A 17,825-nucleotide genomic window follows, 5' to 3' on the forward strand; every position below is an offset into this window, starting at 1 on the left:
GCAGCCTGAAAACTGGGTAACTGGGTTTCAGGCTGCCTTAAATAACTGCCGCAAAATTATTTTCAGAGAAAAATCATGTCGCAATCCAATATCACAGCAGGTATTCAGATTACCGCGAACGTGGACGGTATTCAAGAAATCAACAATTTGAGTCAAGCGGTTGATGATGCCAGCGAACAAGTACAAGAAATGCAGCGCATCGCCGCAGCCAAAACCACACTGGGCTTGGACGTGGACGACCATGCACGCGCAGAAATTCAAAAATTAGACAAAGCATTTGATGATTTGAAGCGCAGCGGTGGCTTATCGCAAGCCGAATTGGCGCGTGCTGCTCAATTGCACGCGCAAAAAGTGGGCGAATTAGAGCAAAGTTTGAAAAGAACCAAGCCATCATTAGCTGATATGACCAATGGCATTCAAGGTTTGGTGGGGGCTGGCGGTGGTTTGGCGTATGTAACCAACGAAGCGATTAAATTTGAAAGCGCAATGGCGCAAGTCAAAAAAGTAACCGATGCCACGCCCGAGCAAATTAACGCGCTTTCAGGCAGCCTCAAAGAAATGGCAGGACAATTGGGCATGATGCCCGATGAATTGGCGCAAATCGCGGCGGCTGGTGGGCAAATGGGTTTGGCGTTTGACAAGCTGCCGCAGTTTACCCAAATGACCGCGCAAATGGCAAATGCCTTTGGCATCAGCGCGGACGCGGCTGGCGAAATGTCCGCTAAAATCAGCAATGTATACGGCTTGCAAATCAACGAAATGGCAGAGTTGGGCGATGCCATCAATGCACTGGGCAACACCACTGCCGCCAAAGAAAAAGAAATTGGCGAAGTGTTGATGCGAATGGGCGGTAATGCCAAGCAATTTGGCTTGCTCAAAGAAGAAGCGGCGGCGTTGGCGGCGACTTTTGTCAGCTTAGGCAAATCGCCCGAAGAGGCTGGCACGGCAATTAATGCGTTATTGTCTAAATTGCAGAACGCCAAAATCGGCACGAATGACTTCAAAGACGGTTTGAACGCGTTGGGTTTATCGGCTGAAGAAATGGCTGCCAACATCGCCACCAACCCACAACGCGCCCTAGATGATTTTTTGCAACGTCTTGATAAATTAGACAAACAAGCGCGTAGTGAGATTTTAGGGCAGATGTTTGGTGCGGAATATTCTGATGATTTGGCGTTGCTCACAGGCAGCCTGAAAACCTATACCGAAGCGGTCGCCACTGCCACCGACCACACCAAAAATTTTGGCGCAATGCAACGAGAAGCCGACGCTGCACTCAACACCACCGAAGGCAAAATGAATCAAGCCAAAGCCGAAATTGCCAGTGCCGCCATTGAGTTGGGTAATACCTTGCTGCCGATTATTCAATTGACTGCGAATGTCATAGGCGATGTCGCCAAAGCGGTTACGTCAGTATCAGAGCAATATCCCGTTTTGAGTCAAATGGCGGTGTTGTTTTTGGGCGCGAAAATGGCGAGTGAGGGCTTGAGTGCGTCCTTGAAACTGTTGGGCGTGGACAGTGAGACCAGTTTTGGCAACACCAAAAAATCATTATCCGAACTCAAAAAAGAGTTGAAAGACGCAGCACAAGCCGCTAAAGAAGTCGGACGCGACATTAAAAACGCAGTCAAAGGCAATTTAGACGATATGTCCAATAATAACAACGCCATCAAAAAACTTTCAGGCAGCCTCAAAGAAATGGCAGCCATTGCTGCTGAAGCCTTTGCAGCGTTTGAAGTTGGGCATGGCATGGGGACTTGGTTGTATGAAAATGTTGGGTTTGCGCAAAATTTAGGCGACAACATGGCAAAAGTCATTGCGTATATGGACGCGATGGTAACCGACCGTACGTTTGAAGATGTGAACCGTGAATTTCGCACCACCAACGAATTAGCACGTGAATTAGAAAAAAATCAAAAAGCCGCCGCCCAAGCAGCTGAAAAACGCAAAGCCACTGAAGCCCAAGCGGCTGAAGCACAAAAAGCCAAATTAGCCGAATTACGCGCAGAATACAGCAAAATTCAGCAAAAATACGATGAAGTTTCAGGCAACCTGAAAAAAATGGTAGATGATGGCAAAGCCAATACCCAAGCCTATCGCGACCTATCTGCCGAACAAGCCTTGCTGGCTGGCAAATTGATGCAAAGCCAACTGGCACTTAAAGACTTCAGCGACAACAACACCGCCAACACCGCACAAACTCAAGCAGCTTTAAACAATCTAGGCGTAACAGCGGAGCAGCTTTCAGGCAATCTATCCAAAGCAGCCAGCGCAAGTATTGCTGATTTTGCCACCGCAGCTGCCAGTATTGGCAATCATGCCGAGCAAATGGCAACCGTGTTTCAGGCAGCCGTAGAAAAAATGGACTCGCCCGAAGCCTTGTTCGCGCTCAAAAATAGCCTGTCCGAAGCAGGCGCAAAAGCAGGTTTAACCGCTGATGAGATTAATCAAATCGCTGCCCTTGCGCCACAAGTGGGACTGGGTTTGGCGCAAATCAGCAAACCGTTGGGCGATGCCGAAGCCGCCGCCACCGCGCTGGGTGTGAGTTTAGAGAATGCCTTGTTGTTAGGCACAACAGGCGCAATGACCACTGCACTGGGTCATTTTGACAAACTAACCGCGCAACTGGACGGCTTGAAACAAAACGGTATCAACACAGGCATGGTGTTACGCGAAAGTTTGAGCAAACTAACCGATACCGCGCAGTCTGAAGGCGATATTGACGCGTTGAAATTTAAAATCAATCAATTGGGTGAGACAGGCAAACTGTCCATGCAAGACGTGGAACGCGCTATTTTGGCAGCCGACCAAAAATTGAATCAATTGAAACAAAATACCGACCCCACCGCACAAGCTTTTGAATCATTGGGTATTCAAACGCGTGAAAGTTTGCGCTTGGCTGGCGAAGAGAGCCGCCAAGCATTTGAATTGGTCAAAAACAGCGGTCAGGCTACGGCGGCGGATATTCAGGCTGCCTTTGCCAAAACCGCGCAATCCATGCTGGCAAGTGGCGATGCCCAACAACAAGCATGGGTTCAATCACAAGCCGCTGCCTACAACTATGCGGTAACGGTTGATGCGACAGGCAAAGCCAGTCTTCAGGCAGCCGCGCAAACCCAACAAGCAGCCGATACGCAAATTCAAGCACATCAACAAGTTACCCAAGCGGCGACCGAATCCGCACAAGCGCAAAGCCAAGCCGCCAAAGCAGCTGTGGAAAATGTGGAAAACGTGGGCAAGGCAGCCGAATTCAGCCAGCATAAAATGTCGGATTTAGGCTCAAAAGTCCATGAAACGCTTAAGAAAATGGGGGCGTATGCCACGTTTGGCACGGCTTCGTGGGCTAACACGCTGCGTAGCGTACAGGATATGTACATCAACATCAATCAAACCGTCCAACGTTTGAACGAAGAAACCGAAAACGGCGGCAACATCGCCGAACATTTGGCACGCGCCGAACTCATGGCAGCCAATAACGCTAGAAAATTAGACAAAACCACGTTGAATAATTTACACCAAGCGATTGATAAAGCGCGTCAAAAAATGCAACAACTGGCAGACGAAGCCGCCAACGCACGCAAAGAAGCCGAGAAAGAATTGCTCCGCGCACAAGGTCGTGATGGCGATGTGCAAAAATTAGAGCAACAAGAGAAACTAAATGCGCTCAAGCGAAAACAAGCCCAAGCGCAAAAAACAGGCAACCGCCAAGCGCAAGACGATTACGCGGCTGCCATTGCTGCCCAACAAGCCGCTTACCAAGCCCAAGCAGAGCGTGAAGCCGAACAACAACGCCAATAATAGCCGCCACCTAGCTAGGCGGCACGATTGTATCATTTGTATATAGGATAGCGCAAAATGCTGAAATCATTAAAATATCAAAATATTCATTGTAAAAGAAAAATTGGTGAAGTCATGGGTACAAATTACCATATTACGCCATTCTCAACTCTATCTAATTAAGATATGGCAATTGAATAAAAAGGGGCATAACCCCACTCTTAAAGATACCCGTCAAGATAATCCGAAAGAGAGACAGTTATGCCCCAAGACGAATTTATCATTAAAACGTATCTAATGGTAGATGCTTTATACAATCAGCTCGTTCAAAAACCATTAAGACAAGGTGGCTTTGCACCCAAACTTTCAGATTGTGAACTGATTTGTATGGAAATTGTTGGCGAATTTCTCGGTATGGATACCGATAAAAAAATTTGGCAATATTTCAAACAACATTGGCAAAATTGGTTTCCCAATTTAGGCTCTTACCCTAATTTTGCCAAACAATGTGCCAATTTGTATTGGGTTAAACAACAAATGCATCAAAAAATCACTGCAAATTGGTGTGAGCAAACAGAGTATTATGCAGATGCCTTTCCTATTGCAGTCTGTAAATTTGCCCGAGCTAAACGCCATCAAAATTTTCGTGCATATGCGACGTTCGGTTATTGCGCTTCCAAAAAAGAGACCTATTATGGTTTTAAAGGTCATCTTTTGATTACTCGCTCAGGTATGATTAAAGCCTTTACTTTTACAGCTGCCAATGTTGATGAACGGCAGGTATTACCTGAACTTTTAGAAGGCAAAACAGGGTTTGTTGGTGCGGACAAAGGGTATTTAAGTTCTGAATTAAAAGATGAAATGAAACAAAGCCATATTAATTTACAAACACCTTATCGTAGCAATATGAAAGATGACAGAAGTCCTCAATTTCTCAAATGGCTAAAAAATAGTCGCCGTATGATTGAAACAGTTATTGGTCAATTAACAGAGAGATTTAACATGGAAATAGTTCGTACAAAAAATCTGTTTCACCAATCTAACCGTTTTATTCGGAAAATTTTATCGCATAATTTTTGCTGTTTACTGAATCAACAAATTCAACACCCAATTACTCAATTTGCTGGGTTAATTGGGTGTTGAGAATGGCGTCATATTATCATTCAATGTCGCCGTTGTAAAACGCGCAATACGTTTGAATCCAAGTAAGTTTTTTCGCGCACCGAGCGTGCCTAACCAACGGTGCGTGTGTTTTAAACAAGCACACGCACCGTTTTCTTTGGAGTACGCATGAATTACACACAAGCCCCCTTACCCTTTACAGGGCAAAAACGCCGATTTTTAAACCACTTTAAAACGCTTTTAAAACAGCAAATTCCGAATGATGGCGATGGCTGGACGATTGTTGATGCCTTTGGTGGCTCGGGATTATTGGCTCACACCGCAAAACAAGTTTTACCAAAAGCGCGTGTGATTTACAATGATTTTGACGGCTATGCCGAGCGTTTGCAAAACATCAATGATACCAATCAATTACGCACCATTATTGCCGATTTACTGGCACATTATCCGCGCAATCAAAAGCTGCCTGAAACGCTGAAAAAGACCATTCAGGCTACCTTACAAACATTTGGCGGCTATATTGATTTGGATTGCATGGCGAGTTGGCTGTTGTTTAGAGGTCGGCAAACGACTGATTTAAATGATTTAATATACAATCATACTTAATTTTAATAATGTGCGATTGAGTGATTATCCCAGCGCGGACGACTATTTAGACGGCGTGGAAGTGGTGAGTAAATCGTATCATGAATTATTGCCTGAATTTCAAGATAATTCAAAGGCTTTACTCGTGCTTGACCCACCCTATGTTAGCACCGCACAAGGCGCGTATCGCAAAGCTGGCTATTTTGGCATGGTGGAATTTTTACGCTTGATGAGATTGGTGCGACTGCCGTTTGTGCTCTTCTCATCAACACGGAGTGAACTGCTTGATTATTTGGATTTGATTGTGAATGAAAAGGCAGAAGGTTGGCAAAATTTACAGGATTATCAAAAAATTAGCGTTCACATTACAATGAATAAAACAGCGCATTACGAAGATAATATGATTTACAAATTTCAGGCTGCCTGAAAATAAAAAACCGTTTCAAATCATAATTATGTGCTTTGAAACGGTTTGGTAGATGGTAGATATTATGCATCAAAAAAATAAACACCCAGTTTGGAGCTAGGTGCAGATGTTAAAATGCTGTTGATGCAAAAGCAGGTGCATTTTTTATTTCTTCGCAATGCAAAAGCTGGCGCGTCCTTACAGTTTCTTCGCAATGCATAATTGCTCTGAACTGCACTCAAATCTAAGAACCTGTGTTCATAGTCAACGTAAAATGGATTTTTGTCCCAGTTGACGCGAATGCAAGGCGAATTTTATGCCAATAGTGTTGTTCATCTATTGGCATAAAATCCAACGCAGCAGGCGTGCTAAATTATAGGGCAAAAAAACACCACGCTTGGCTGTGAATACAGGTTCTTAATTTTAAACGACTATAATTAAGCAGTTGCAATTTCAAAACTGTGCGATACTTCCGCCGCTTTGCTCAACATAATAGACGCAGAACAATATTTTTCTGCCGACAAAGCCACCGCTTTGCCAATAGATTCTTCTTGTAAATCATGCCCAATCACTTTGAAATGAATGTGGATTTTCGTGAATACACGCGGAATCGTGTCAGCGCGTTCGGCTTCAACTGTGGTAATGCAATCCACCACGTTTTGACGTTGCTTTTTGGCGATGTCCACCACATCAATACTGGAACAGCCTGCCACGCCCATCAACAATAATTCCATCGGACTTGCACCGCGTTTGGTGCCTTCATCTGGTGATGTGCCGTCTATTACAATGGAATTGCCGCGTTCATTGCTAGCGACAAAACAGCGTCCATCTACCCATTGGCTGGTGATTTTCATTTTTAAAAATCCTTATGTTATAGTACACGACAAAAAATAAGTTGGCCACAATTCAACCGAAATACAGCCTGAAAATATTAACCATCAAGTTGATTCAGTTTTTTTTCTAATTCTTTAATTTTTTTACTCATTTCATTTAAATGTTTGATGTGAACCGCATTTTTCGCCCATTCACGATAATTCATTGGGGGGAAAATGCTGGCGATGTGTTGCTCGCTTTCGGTGATGCTGTGCGTGAGTGCTGTACCGCCACCGATAGTGGTTTTATCGGCGATTTCAATGTGTCCGACTGTGCCAACACCACCACCAATCACGCAATAATTGCCAATTTTGGTGCTGCCTGAAATGCCAGTCATCGCCGCAATCACAGTATGTTCGCCAACTTCGCAGTTGTGGGCGAGCTGGATTTGGTTGTCAATTTTGCTGCCATTACCCACTTTGGTATCAGACAACGCACCACGGTCAATAGTGGTGTTTGCGCCCACTTCCACATCATCACCCAATGTAACCGCGCCTGTTTGCGGAATTTTGAACCAGTCCTTGCCTGTGAATGCCAAGCCGAATCCGTCCGCGCCAATCACTGCGCCCGAATGAATTTCCACACGTTTACCCAATGTACAACCGTGATACACAGTAACATTAGGGTGCAACACGGTATCATCGCCCACACAGCAACCGTGTTCCACAACCGAATTGGCTAAAATTCGGCAACGTTCGCCCAAAACGGTGTGTGCGCCAATATACACATTTGCACCGATTTCGCAGCTTTCGGGGACGTGTGCGCTGTCTTCAATCACGGCGGTAGGATGGACACCTGCCGTGGCAACCACAATGGGGTGGAACAATCGCGCCACTTGTGCAAAATAAAGATAAGGGTCTGATACAACAATTAAATTTCTATTTGGAAATAATTCCGCTGACTTTTCAGACACAATAATTGCACCTGCTTTACTCTCCAAAACTTCTTGTTTGTATTTGGGGTTGGCGAGAAAAGTGATGTTGTTAGCGAGTGCTTGTTCGGCTGGGGCAATGGATTTAATGTATACATTATTACCACGCAATTCACCACCCAACTCATAGATAATTTGTTGTAAAGTCAGCATATTTATTCCTTATATTGAAAAATCCGAATGAATCTACCCTATTTTTCAGGCAGCCTGAAAAAAATGACACAAAACCTGTACCCACGAAACCACCAATGAATACAGGTTATTAAAAAATTTAGCGCCCGTCTAATAATTTAATCACACGTTCGGTAATGTCATACTGTGCGCGAACAAAAACCGCTTCTTGTACAATTAAATCAAAATGTTCCTGCTCTGCCAAACGGCGAACAATCGCATTTGCATTTTGCTGCAACGCAGCAAATTCTTCGTTGCGGCGCAAATTATAATCTTCCAAGAATTTAGCAACCGCCATACGATTTTGTACCAATTTGGTTTCCAATTTTTGCTTATCGTTGGCTTTCAGGCTGCCTGAAACCAATTTTTCGCGAATTTGATTATTTTCTTGTTGCAATGCATTGATTTTTTGTTGCTGATTGGCGAATTCTTTTTGCAGATTTTGTTCAATTTGTTGTGCGGTTTGCGACTCGCTGTACACACGAGCCGCATTCACATAACCAAATTTCATGTTTTCCGCCATCGCATTCAGGCTGCCTGAAAGCAGCAACACACTGGTCAATACTTGACTCAAGCGATGTGTCATATTTCAATCCTTAGAATTAGAATACTGTACCCAATTGGAACTGGAAGCGTTGAACCTCATCACCATCTTTTTTCTTGATTGGATATGCGTAACTCAATTTAATGGGGCCCATTGGCGAAATCCATGTCAAAGCAACACCAGCAGAGTAACGCAATTCTTCTTTAAAGCTAGATTTGTGTGTTCCTGTACCGTAGTAGCCGCCATGTGAATAGGGATTGGTATTGGGGTCGTATGTGCTGGAGGTGTAAGTTTTGCCGTCCCACACGCTGCCTGCATCTGCGAACATACTCAAACGAACAGATTTGTTGTCTTTCATACCTGGGAATGGGAACAACAATTCAGCATTCAAATTGGCAACATAATTACCGCCATAAGTTTCGGTGGTGCGATAGCCTTGTATATCATAATCATAGGCTTTCGGACCCAATGACCCTGTTTCAAAGCCGCGTACCGAACCCAATCCCCCACCTGTTTGTGCATAAATAAATGGCACATTTCGGGTTTTGCCGTAGCGTCCGCTGTAGCCCAATTGCCCATTTAACATCAACGTGAAATTACGGTTTAATGGGAAATACCAAGTTTGTTGATGGCTGGCTTGATAATATTCCAAACCACTTCCAGGTAAAGCAGATTCAGCATTCAAGCTGATGCTGTAGCCTTTGGTAGGCCAATATGCATCGTCTGTGGTATCGCGATACCAACTCAAAATACCTTTGTAAATCCAATTGCTTGCACCATGTTCATCTACATAGCGGCGATAGCGTGCAGGCGATTGCGAGAACAAACCCACTTTAATATGTTCCACGCCCAAACCCAAATTCACACGGTCGTATTCGGTAATCGGAATACCCATCACAGCTTGTCCACCAAATCGGGTAATTTTATAGCTGCGTGGACTATTGTTTTGTTTATACGGATTATAATTATTACCGAATAAACTGTAACTCATACTCGCACCATCGGGCGTAAAATAAGGGTCGGAGAACGACATATTTGCGCTTTGACGCACTTTGCTACGAGAGACGCTCAACGAACCCGATTTACCCGTACCAAATAAATTGGCTTGTGAAACACTGCCTGCCAACACCATACCATCGTCTTGCGACCAACCTGCGGAGGCGTTCAGGCTGCCTGTATCGCGTTCCTTAACGACAACGTCTAAATCCACTTGACGTTCATCTTCTGAAGTGGGCTTACTTTTCACTTCTACATTTTCAAAATAACCCAATTGGCGCAAACGCTGAGCAGAACGATTGATTTTGCGTTGGTCATAGGTAGCGGATTCCATTTGGCGCATTTCACGGCGCAAAACTTCATCACGCGTTTTGGTGTTGCCTGTGATGTTGATTTCGCGAACCGCCACGCGTGGACCAGAAGACACATTCAAACGCACATTCACAACATCATCAACGCGTTGCGATTCGGCCTGCACATCAGCATAAGCATAACCTGCTGATTGCATATCCAATTTCATTGCAGACATGGCAACTTTCAGGTCATCAAAATTACTGATTTTGCCTGCTTTTAATTTGGCAACGTGTTTCAATAATTGTTCGGCGGGTACTTCTTTGTAATCGCCACCCAATTCAAATTTACCCCAACGGTAACGTTTACCTTCGTTCACTTTGATGGTAATGGTTTCACGAGTTTTGTCATCATTCAATTGGCGTTCAATATCGTCCAAATCCATGCTGAAATCGTAGAAACCTTTGCGGTGATAAAATGATTCCAAACGCGCTTTGTCTTGGCGTGCTTTTTCCCATGAGAAAACGTTGCTTTTGCTTAACCAAGAAAACAAAGTGCCATCGGTCAGACCAATTTGGCGCGACAACGTGGCATCGCTAAAATGTTCATTGCCTTCAAATTCAATGTGTTTAACGCGAGTGGTCTCACCTTCATCAACATCAATGGTAATCGCCACACGATTATTGGAAAGTGGTTGAATTTCGGGGGTAATTTTGACGTTGTTTTTGCCTTGTTCTTTGTAGGCTGCATTGAGTGAACGCAAAGCCAAAATTAAGGCTTCTTGGCTGAAAAAATCGCCTTTACCCAAACCTGTAGCAGATAAAGCATCAGTGGCATTTTCTTCATCATTTGATTTATCAAATGCTGCCATTTTTTCATCATACGATTGTTTAGATTGTTTCGCGCTCGATTGGCTGACTAATTCATCATCACTTTTCGCCACGCGTCCGCGTATCTCAGAAATACGCTTCAAAATCGCATCATTAGATAACGTTTTAGAACCTTTAATGGTTACATCGCTGATGATTGGGCGTTCTTTCACAGTGGCGATAAGCATATTGCCGTTTTGTTCCAACAATACACTTTCGTAAAAACCACTGGCGTGTAAATCACGGACAATTTTCTCGCCTATTTCATCGGTGTACATATCGCCTTCTTTGACTGGCATCAAAGCGCGAATGGTGTCTTCTGATGTGTGTTGTTCGCCTTCAATTCGCATTTCTTCAATGCGAAAGCTATCTGCGTAAACAGGTGCAAATGCACCCATAGCCAGAAGTGCAAAAGGAATTTTCTTTAAATTCATATTATTATCCAAATAAGCGAGTAATATCATTGAAGAATGCAAGCATCATCATCATCAACATGATGGCAAGCCCAAAACGCAAACCAAGTTCTTGGATACGCTTACTCAATGGTCTGCCGCATAAAAATTCGACAGTATAATAGACTAAATGCCCACCGTCCAACACAGGGATAGGCAATAAATTCATCACACCCAAACTGATGCTCACCAATGCCAAAAACTCCACATAAGGCTGCCAACCAATTTGTACGGTTTGACCTGCCACGTCTGCAATGGTCAAAGGCCCAGAAATATGGCTCAATGATGCTTGTCCCAGCACCAATTTACCGAAAAATTGCAAAGTCATGGTGGAATATTTAACCGTACGCTCCCAGCCCAATTTCAAAGATTCCGCCACGCTCACATCATAATGATGACGCACTTTGTCTTCCCATGCTTTATCGGTAGCTGCTGCCACGCCGGCACGTCCAATAATTTGACCGCGATTTGGCAATTCTACGCTTTCAGGCAGCAGTGTCGTTTGAAAAGTATGATTCTGACGAACATAGGCAATTTTCAAATTTCGCCCCGCATTTTCACGGACAACTTTGCTCCAATCTTCCCATTTAGGTGTGGCGATACCATTTACCGCAATAATTTGGTCGCCCACTTTCAAGCCTGCTTTGGCGGCTGCACTGTGTGGTTGTACCATGCCAATTTGATTAATTAATTGATACGCGCTGATGCCCAAACTGGCTTGACGTTTGGCAACCAGTTCGGCTTCGGGTGTGCCAGCTGCGTCTATGATACGTTCAACGGTTTGCCCTTGTGCATTTTTGACGTAAACGCGAACGCTGCCTGCTTCCAAATTCAACACCATCTCGGTTTGTGCGTCTGCCATATTTTGCACGGGTTTGCCATTCACACTGATGATTTGGTCGCCTGCCTGAAAACCTGCACTGGCAGCAATTGATGGCGAATGCACCGTCCCCACATACGGACGAATTTCAGTTACGCCCCCCATGTCAAACGCCAATGCATACAACACCACCGCCAAAATCAAATTGGTTAATGGACCTGCGACCACCACCGCAATCCGCTTCAAAGGATGTTGCTTATCAAAAGCATAAGGCAAATCTTCAGGAGCAACCTCGCTTTCACGTGTGTCCGCCATTTTCACATAACCGCCCAACGGTATCGGCGCAAGACACCATTCAATATTGCGCCATTTTTTCGTGTAAAACGGCGAACCAAATCCCACCGAAAAACGCAACACCTTAATCCCACACCAACGTGCCACCAATAGATGCCCCAATTCGTGTACGCTAACCAACAATAAAATAGCAAATAAAAACGCTAAAATGGTTTGAAGTAATGACAAATCTATCCCCTAAATAATGAAAGGACTACACGTCCAGCCAATCAAATTCACAAAATATTTTTTCAGGCTGCCTGAAAACAATCAATAAAACGGCTTCGCATTGTATCAGATATTGTGTTAAATAATGTTTCATTCACAAATAAAATACATAAAAACAGCACTATAACCATACAGGCAAAGGCACGCGCATCAACCCAAAATGTTCTGGATAATCCGCACCCGCAAAATACAACCCATCTGGCATAAACGTGGGAGGCGCATCTAAACGACTGCGTTTTTCAATCAATTCCGCAAACTCATTCACACTCAAACGACCACTTCCCACATACACCAATGCACCCACAATATTGCGTATCATGTGATGCAAAAACGCATTGGCATGAAAATCCAATTTAATTAAATCACCCATCGCTTGAATATCAATAGAATACATGGTTTTAATTGGCGATTTCGCTTGACATTCTGCCGCCCGAAAACTGGAAAAATCATGTTCACCCAGTAAAAATTGACAGGCAGCCTGAATATTATTTATATCTAAATTATAATGTGTCCAACCAGCTCGTCCCACCAAAAGCGGCGAGCGCACAGGTGCAAATTGCAGCACATACCGATATCGCCGCGCAAACGCATCAAATCGCGCATGAAATTCAGACGCAACCGCTTGGGCGTGCAACACCGCTACATCGTTTGGCAAATGCGCATTCACGCCGCGAACCCACGCACTGATGGGACGATTCGCATCGCTATCAAAATGCACCACTTGCGCCGTCGCGTGAACACCAGTATCGGTACGCCCTGCGGCGGTTACTTTAATCGGTTGCTGGGCAATAACAGACAAAGCATGTTCCAACGCCGACTGAACAGTAGGAACATCAGCGGTTTGTTTTTGCCAGCCATAGAATGCGCTGCCATTGTAGGCGAGCGTGAGAACGTAACGAGTTGTCATATCATATTTTTAATAAATAAACTTAAGCAATGGCATCTTAATTAAACAAATCCAACAAAAGATAAGTTTTCACAACGGTTTCAGGCTGCCTAATCATTCAGGCAGCCTGAAACCATTTTTTTAAAGATAATCTTTGTCGTAATGAGAATACGGTGATTCAGGTAAATCATTGTGATAAACCAATTGGTTACGCAACCAACGAATCGCATCAGCCAATTCACTCGCCACCAAACCAATCGGACCAATATGCAATTGCGCCAAAATATCCGATGCCGCACCATGTAACCACACCGCGGCAGGTACGGCTTGCTCTGCGGGAATGCCTTGCGCCAATAAACTCCCCACCACACCAGCCAATACATCACCTGAACCAGCTGTCGCCAAACCTGCATTACCAGTCGGATTGACCAATAAAAAACCACGCGCCGATGAAATCAACGTATCATGCCCTTTCAAAATCACCCATGCCCGATAGCGCGATGCCAATTCACGCGCCGCCCAATCGCGACTGGCTTCAATACGCTCTACACTCACATTCAACAAACGTGCTGCTTCCCCAGGGTGTGGCGTTAAAACCAAGTCGGTGCGTTTGACTTGGTGTGGAAAAAATTCCGAATAGTCGGCTAAAATCGGCAACGCGCCCGCATCTACCACCAATTGCGATATCGAGCTATTCCACAATGCTTTTAAAATTTGAATGGCAACATCATTTTGACTCATGCCACAACCAATAATCCAAGTATCCACTTGTTGATGATAATGCGTTACCATGTCCACCGCATAATCCACCATAATTTCAGGATATTGATGAAACACAGCAGGTGTATTGTGCGCTTGATTCAATAAACCTGTCAGCACTTTACCGCAGCCCGAATACAACGCCGCCGAACTTGCCAACATCGCAGCACCGACCATGCCTTTGTTACCGCCAATCACACCGACCGTACCAAATGTCCCTTTATGACTGATTTCGGGACGTGGCTGGCATAAATCGGGATAATGCTCGTGGGCATATTTTTGATAATTTTCGGTATTAATTAGGGCAGTAGAACGATGGAACATGATATTTCTTCTTGTAAAATAAAGACGTGGTATGTGGCTATAATGATTGCCCAACGAGACAAATTCACAAAATAAAATCTTCAGGCTGCCTTCAATATACACAACAATTGATTATTTTAAACTTTAAAATCAAAGTAATATAAGTAAATTATTATTTACTCTTCAGGCTGCCTGAAAAAATCAAATAAAATAAATATTATTCTAACACAAGCAACAAACAAAAAAACTGCTTGAATACCCAAGCCATTCAAGCAGTTTTATTTCATAAATAAATTAATTAAGCACGTTTGCGGAATTCGCCAGTACGCGTATCAATTTCAATTTTGTCGCCATTTTCAACGTAAGACATCACTTGAATTTCAGTGCCACCCACCAAACGAGCGGTTTTCATCACTTTACCAGACGTATCGCCTTTGACAGCAGGCTCGGTGTATTCCACTTCGCGCACGATAATGGTTGGCAATTCAACAGAAATTGGATTGCCTTCGTAGAAAGTTACTTCGCAATCGTCTTCCATGCCGTCCACAATGAATGGTAAAGCATCGCCAATGTTTTCGGCTTCAATTTCGTATTGATTAAACTCTTCGTCCATAAACACATACATGGGGTCAGCGAAATAACTGTATTTGCAATTTTTACGTGATAATACAATCACATCAAATTTATCATCGGCTTTAACGATGGTTTCAGATGCTGCGCCAGTGAGCAAATTTTTCAATTTCATAGACACTTTAGCAGAAGAGCGCCCACCTTTGATGTATTCGGTTTTTTGCACAACCATAGGGTCGTTACCAATCATAAATACATTACCAGCGCGTAATTCTTGAGCGGTTTTCATGAGAATAATCTTTCAATAAAAAAGTTGGAAAATGGTTAAAACGGCGAATTTTAACCGATTTTATATACCTTTGCAAAATACCGTCTTGGGTGTCATAAAATCTTTTTCAGGCTGCCTGAAATATTGATGTCGGTACTGTAAAAACCAAAATTTAACTGATGCGTTGAGATTTTTGATGAACACCGTATTTACCATATTTTTCATTATAAGCATCGTAGCTGTAATAATTTTTTGCGCTACGTTCCACGCCATTCAAAATCACGCCATTAATTCGCACGTTACCCGCTTCAAAACGCGACACACACGCATCTAATTCACGCAAACTGGTTCGCCCAAAACGACTCACCAACAATCTGATGCCAGCATATTGCCCCATCACAGCAGCATCGGTTACCGCTAAAATCGGTGGGGTATCCAAAACCACATAATCATAATGTGCATCTGCCCATACCAAAAATTTTTCTATTTTTTTGTTTAATAATAACTCTGATGGATTTTTAGGCGTATTGCCACCACTAACAAAATGCAAACCAGCTAGATTGGTTTTCCAAATATTATGGGTGTACTGAGTATCACTGCTCGCCAAAATTTCCGCAAAACCTTCGCTAGATGGCATGGATAATAAATGATGCATATAACCTTTACGCATATCTCCATCAATTAACAACACTTTTTTACCCGCTTGCGCCATCAATACCGCCAAATTCGCCGCTACAAACGATTTCCCTACTTCCGGAGTCGCACCCGAAATCATGATGACTTTGTTTACTGCACTCATGCTGCTGAAAAACAAATTGGTACGCAAAGCGCGTAAAGCCTCCACCGCAATATCGGTCGGGTCTTTCAACACCAGCATACTGTTAGAACGAACGTATTTTTTCTTACTGAAACGTTTCAACGCACTGTCGCGTTTTTGTTGTGAATGCGATATTGGAATGCTAACAATCACGTCCAATCCCAATGCTTCAATTTCATCTTCATCATGAATACCTTGATTTATAAATGATTTAATTAAATAAAATCCCGAACCAAACAACAACCCAATCACCCCCGCCAACAACACAATAATCAATTTTTTCGGTTTAATCGGTTTAGGAGGCGTGGCGGCAGAATCAATAATCCGCACATTGCCTTCCGAGCTGGCTTTCAGAATATTCAATTCTTGTTGTTTGCTTAATAATTGCACATAAATGCCCTGATTGATTTCCACATTTCGCGTCAGGCGAATAATGTCTTGCTGCATAGAAGGCATTTTGGTGATTTGATTATTTAATTTGGCTTTGGATTCATTCAAAATTTGAATTTTGTCTCGCAAAGCTTTTTGCGATGGGTGTTCACGCGTGTAAACTTCATTTAATACAGCCTGTTCAGTACGCAAATCAACCAGTTGCATTTCAATTTTATTCAAACTTTCCAGCACGCCTTTGGCTTCTTGAGGCACATCAACCGAGCCACTTTGGGCGCGATATGCATTCAACGCATTTTCCGCTTCTTGCAACACATTTTTTAAACGCGGTAATTCTTCATCAATAAAACGCAAACCATTTGAGGCAGCCTGAATATCTTTATTGCGATTTTCAGCCGCATAATTTTGCATGATTTGATTCAAAATGGTTTGAATAAGCGTGGGATTGGTACCGTTTAGTGTCAAACCTATCATGGGACTGTTTTTGCTTTTTGGCGCAACGTTTAGATTTTTATTGATATTCTCAATGCTTGTTAAACCAGAATAATGCGTTAAATCAAATTCTTGATTCGGTTCAGCAACGATTTTCTCAACGATTAATTCGCCGTCTTGTCCGATTTTAAGCGGAACACCAACGCTGCCCGTGTAATTTTGTTTGGTAGGTGTCAGTAACGAGAACGTAGTCGGCGATAAAACGCGCAATTTAAATGATTTATCGTATAAGTATTCAGGCAGCCTGAATTGTGCCACCACCACTTCAGGCTGCATCATATTGATGTTGGGACTTTCGGTACGGCTAATGAACTGTTTGAGTTTTACCCAATGCGAAATCTCAGGCATTATACCAATATGCAAGTTTAAATCTCGCACCGTTTTACCCAACACGCGACGCGATTTAATCATGTCTACTTCAGAATCGGCAGGCGTTTTCTGTATCCCCCCAACAATATCACTCAAATCACCCAGCACTTGGTTTTTGCTGTTGGTAAATTCGACCATGCCATTGGCTTGATAAATCGGTGTACTGGTTATGGCATACCCCGCACCCAATACAGTTATCAACACCGCAATGGCAATGATTTTCCATTTTTGAAACCACAACACACCAAATACTTGCATTAAATCAATTTCATCATCGCTAAAATTCATGGGGGATGGAGCAGATTGTGTGGTTTGATTGGAATTGCGTGAATAACGAGAATAAATAGCCATATTTCAAATTCTTATACATAATAAAACCATAAAACTTCGCTTTTTGTTAATTGAGAAATTCTAGGCAAAACCATATACGGTGTTCTAAATTCAAAGGAACAAGGCGATAATATCCGCCGTATAAACTTGATACATAAGAACATTAGCAACGCTGTATTTATTTGAATTGAAAGCACTATAAAGCACTATAAATATATAAACAAAAAGAATTGTTAATTATAT

The 17,825-nt window shown here is 43.2% G+C and carries 14 protein-coding genes; 4 read left to right on the forward strand and 10 right to left on the reverse strand.

Translation table 11 applies throughout. From position 1 onward, the window contains the following. Window positions 1–75 precede the first annotated feature (75 nt). Both BWP33_RS02720 and BWP33_RS02725 read left to right on the forward strand, forming a co-directional pair. The gene (locus BWP33_RS02720) at window positions 76–3,798 is read left to right on the forward strand and encodes a phage tail tape measure protein (protein WP_002642873.1); all 3,723 of its coding nucleotides are present in this window, start codon (window positions 76–78) and stop codon (window positions 3,796–3,798) included. Window positions 3,799–4,038: 240 nt separating this feature from the next. Then, window positions 4,039–4,920, forward strand: a complete 882-nt coding sequence (locus BWP33_RS02725; RefSeq protein ID WP_104930280.1) for an IS982 family transposase — start codon at window positions 4,039–4,041, stop codon at window positions 4,918–4,920. Here the strand turns inward: BWP33_RS02725 and BWP33_RS12285 are convergent. Next, complete coding sequence (locus BWP33_RS12285) at window positions 4,906–5,082, reverse strand: hypothetical protein (RefSeq protein ID WP_155999647.1); 177 nt, start codon at window positions 5,080–5,082, stop codon at window positions 4,906–4,908. The two genes, BWP33_RS02725 and BWP33_RS12285, sit on opposite strands and share 15 nt — an antisense overlap. Here BWP33_RS12285 and BWP33_RS12840 point away from each other — a divergent pair. Both BWP33_RS12840 and BWP33_RS12845 read left to right on the forward strand, forming a co-directional pair. Next, the gene (locus tag BWP33_RS12840) at window positions 5,068–5,505 is read left to right on the forward strand and encodes a DNA adenine methylase (protein ID WP_002641310.1); all 438 of its coding nucleotides are present in this window, start codon (window positions 5,068–5,070) and stop codon (window positions 5,503–5,505) included. The genes BWP33_RS12285 and BWP33_RS12840 overlap by 15 nt on opposite strands. A 10-nt stretch (window positions 5,506–5,515) precedes the next feature. Then, on the forward strand, window positions 5,516–5,911 hold the full coding sequence (locus BWP33_RS12845) for a DNA adenine methylase (RefSeq protein WP_002641311.1): 396 nt from the start codon (window positions 5,516–5,518) through the stop codon (window positions 5,909–5,911). Window positions 5,912–6,327: 416 nt separating this feature from the next. Here the strand turns inward: BWP33_RS12845 and BWP33_RS02735 are convergent, their stop codons facing one another. From BWP33_RS02735 to BWP33_RS02775, 9 genes are all read right to left on the reverse strand, one after another. After that, entirely contained in the window at window positions 6,328–6,744 is a 417-nt protein-coding gene (locus BWP33_RS02735; protein WP_002642871.1) for an OsmC family protein, read from the reverse strand. 77 nt (window positions 6,745–6,821) lie between these two features. Next, window positions 6,822–7,847, reverse strand: coding sequence for a UDP-3-O-(3-hydroxymyristoyl)glucosamine N-acyltransferase (gene lpxD / locus BWP33_RS02740; protein ID WP_002642870.1), 1,026 nt, complete (start codon window positions 7,845–7,847; stop codon window positions 6,822–6,824). Between the two features lie 118 nt (window positions 7,848–7,965). Continuing rightward, window positions 7,966–8,451 (reverse strand): OmpH/Skp family outer membrane protein, encoded by a 486-nt coding sequence (locus tag BWP33_RS02745; protein WP_002642869.1) that lies wholly within the window; start codon window positions 8,449–8,451, stop codon window positions 7,966–7,968. A 16-nt stretch (window positions 8,452–8,467) separates the two neighbouring features. Continuing rightward, window positions 8,468–10,999: an outer membrane protein assembly factor BamA gene (gene bamA, locus BWP33_RS02750; protein WP_002642868.1), complete on the reverse strand. Its 2,532-nt coding sequence runs from the start codon at window positions 10,997–10,999 to the stop codon at window positions 8,468–8,470. A 4-nt stretch (window positions 11,000–11,003) separates the two neighbouring features. Beyond that, entirely contained in the window at window positions 11,004–12,359 is a 1,356-nt protein-coding gene (gene rseP / locus BWP33_RS02755; protein WP_002642867.1) for an RIP metalloprotease RseP, read from the reverse strand. 160 nt (window positions 12,360–12,519) lie between these two features. Further along, window positions 12,520–13,305, reverse strand: a complete 786-nt coding sequence (gene truA, locus BWP33_RS02760) for a tRNA pseudouridine(38-40) synthase TruA (RefSeq protein ID WP_002642866.1) — start codon at window positions 13,303–13,305, stop codon at window positions 12,520–12,522. Window positions 13,306–13,425: 120 nt separating this feature from the next. Beyond that, window positions 13,426–14,367: an NAD(P)H-hydrate dehydratase gene (locus BWP33_RS02765; RefSeq protein WP_002642865.1), complete on the reverse strand. Its 942-nt coding sequence runs from the start codon at window positions 14,365–14,367 to the stop codon at window positions 13,426–13,428. A gap of 277 nt (window positions 14,368–14,644) precedes the next feature. Beyond that, window positions 14,645–15,205, reverse strand: a complete 561-nt coding sequence (efp, locus tag BWP33_RS02770; protein WP_002642864.1) for an elongation factor P — start codon at window positions 15,203–15,205, stop codon at window positions 14,645–14,647. Between the two features lie 151 nt (window positions 15,206–15,356). Continuing rightward, entirely contained in the window at window positions 15,357–17,603 is a 2,247-nt protein-coding gene (locus BWP33_RS02775) for a polysaccharide biosynthesis tyrosine autokinase (RefSeq protein ID WP_002642863.1), read from the reverse strand. Between the last annotated feature and the right edge of the window lie 222 nt (window positions 17,604–17,825).

Source organism: Simonsiella muelleri ATCC 29453 (assembly GCF_002951835.1).
Lineage (GTDB): Bacteria > Pseudomonadota > Gammaproteobacteria > Burkholderiales > Neisseriaceae > Simonsiella > Simonsiella muelleri.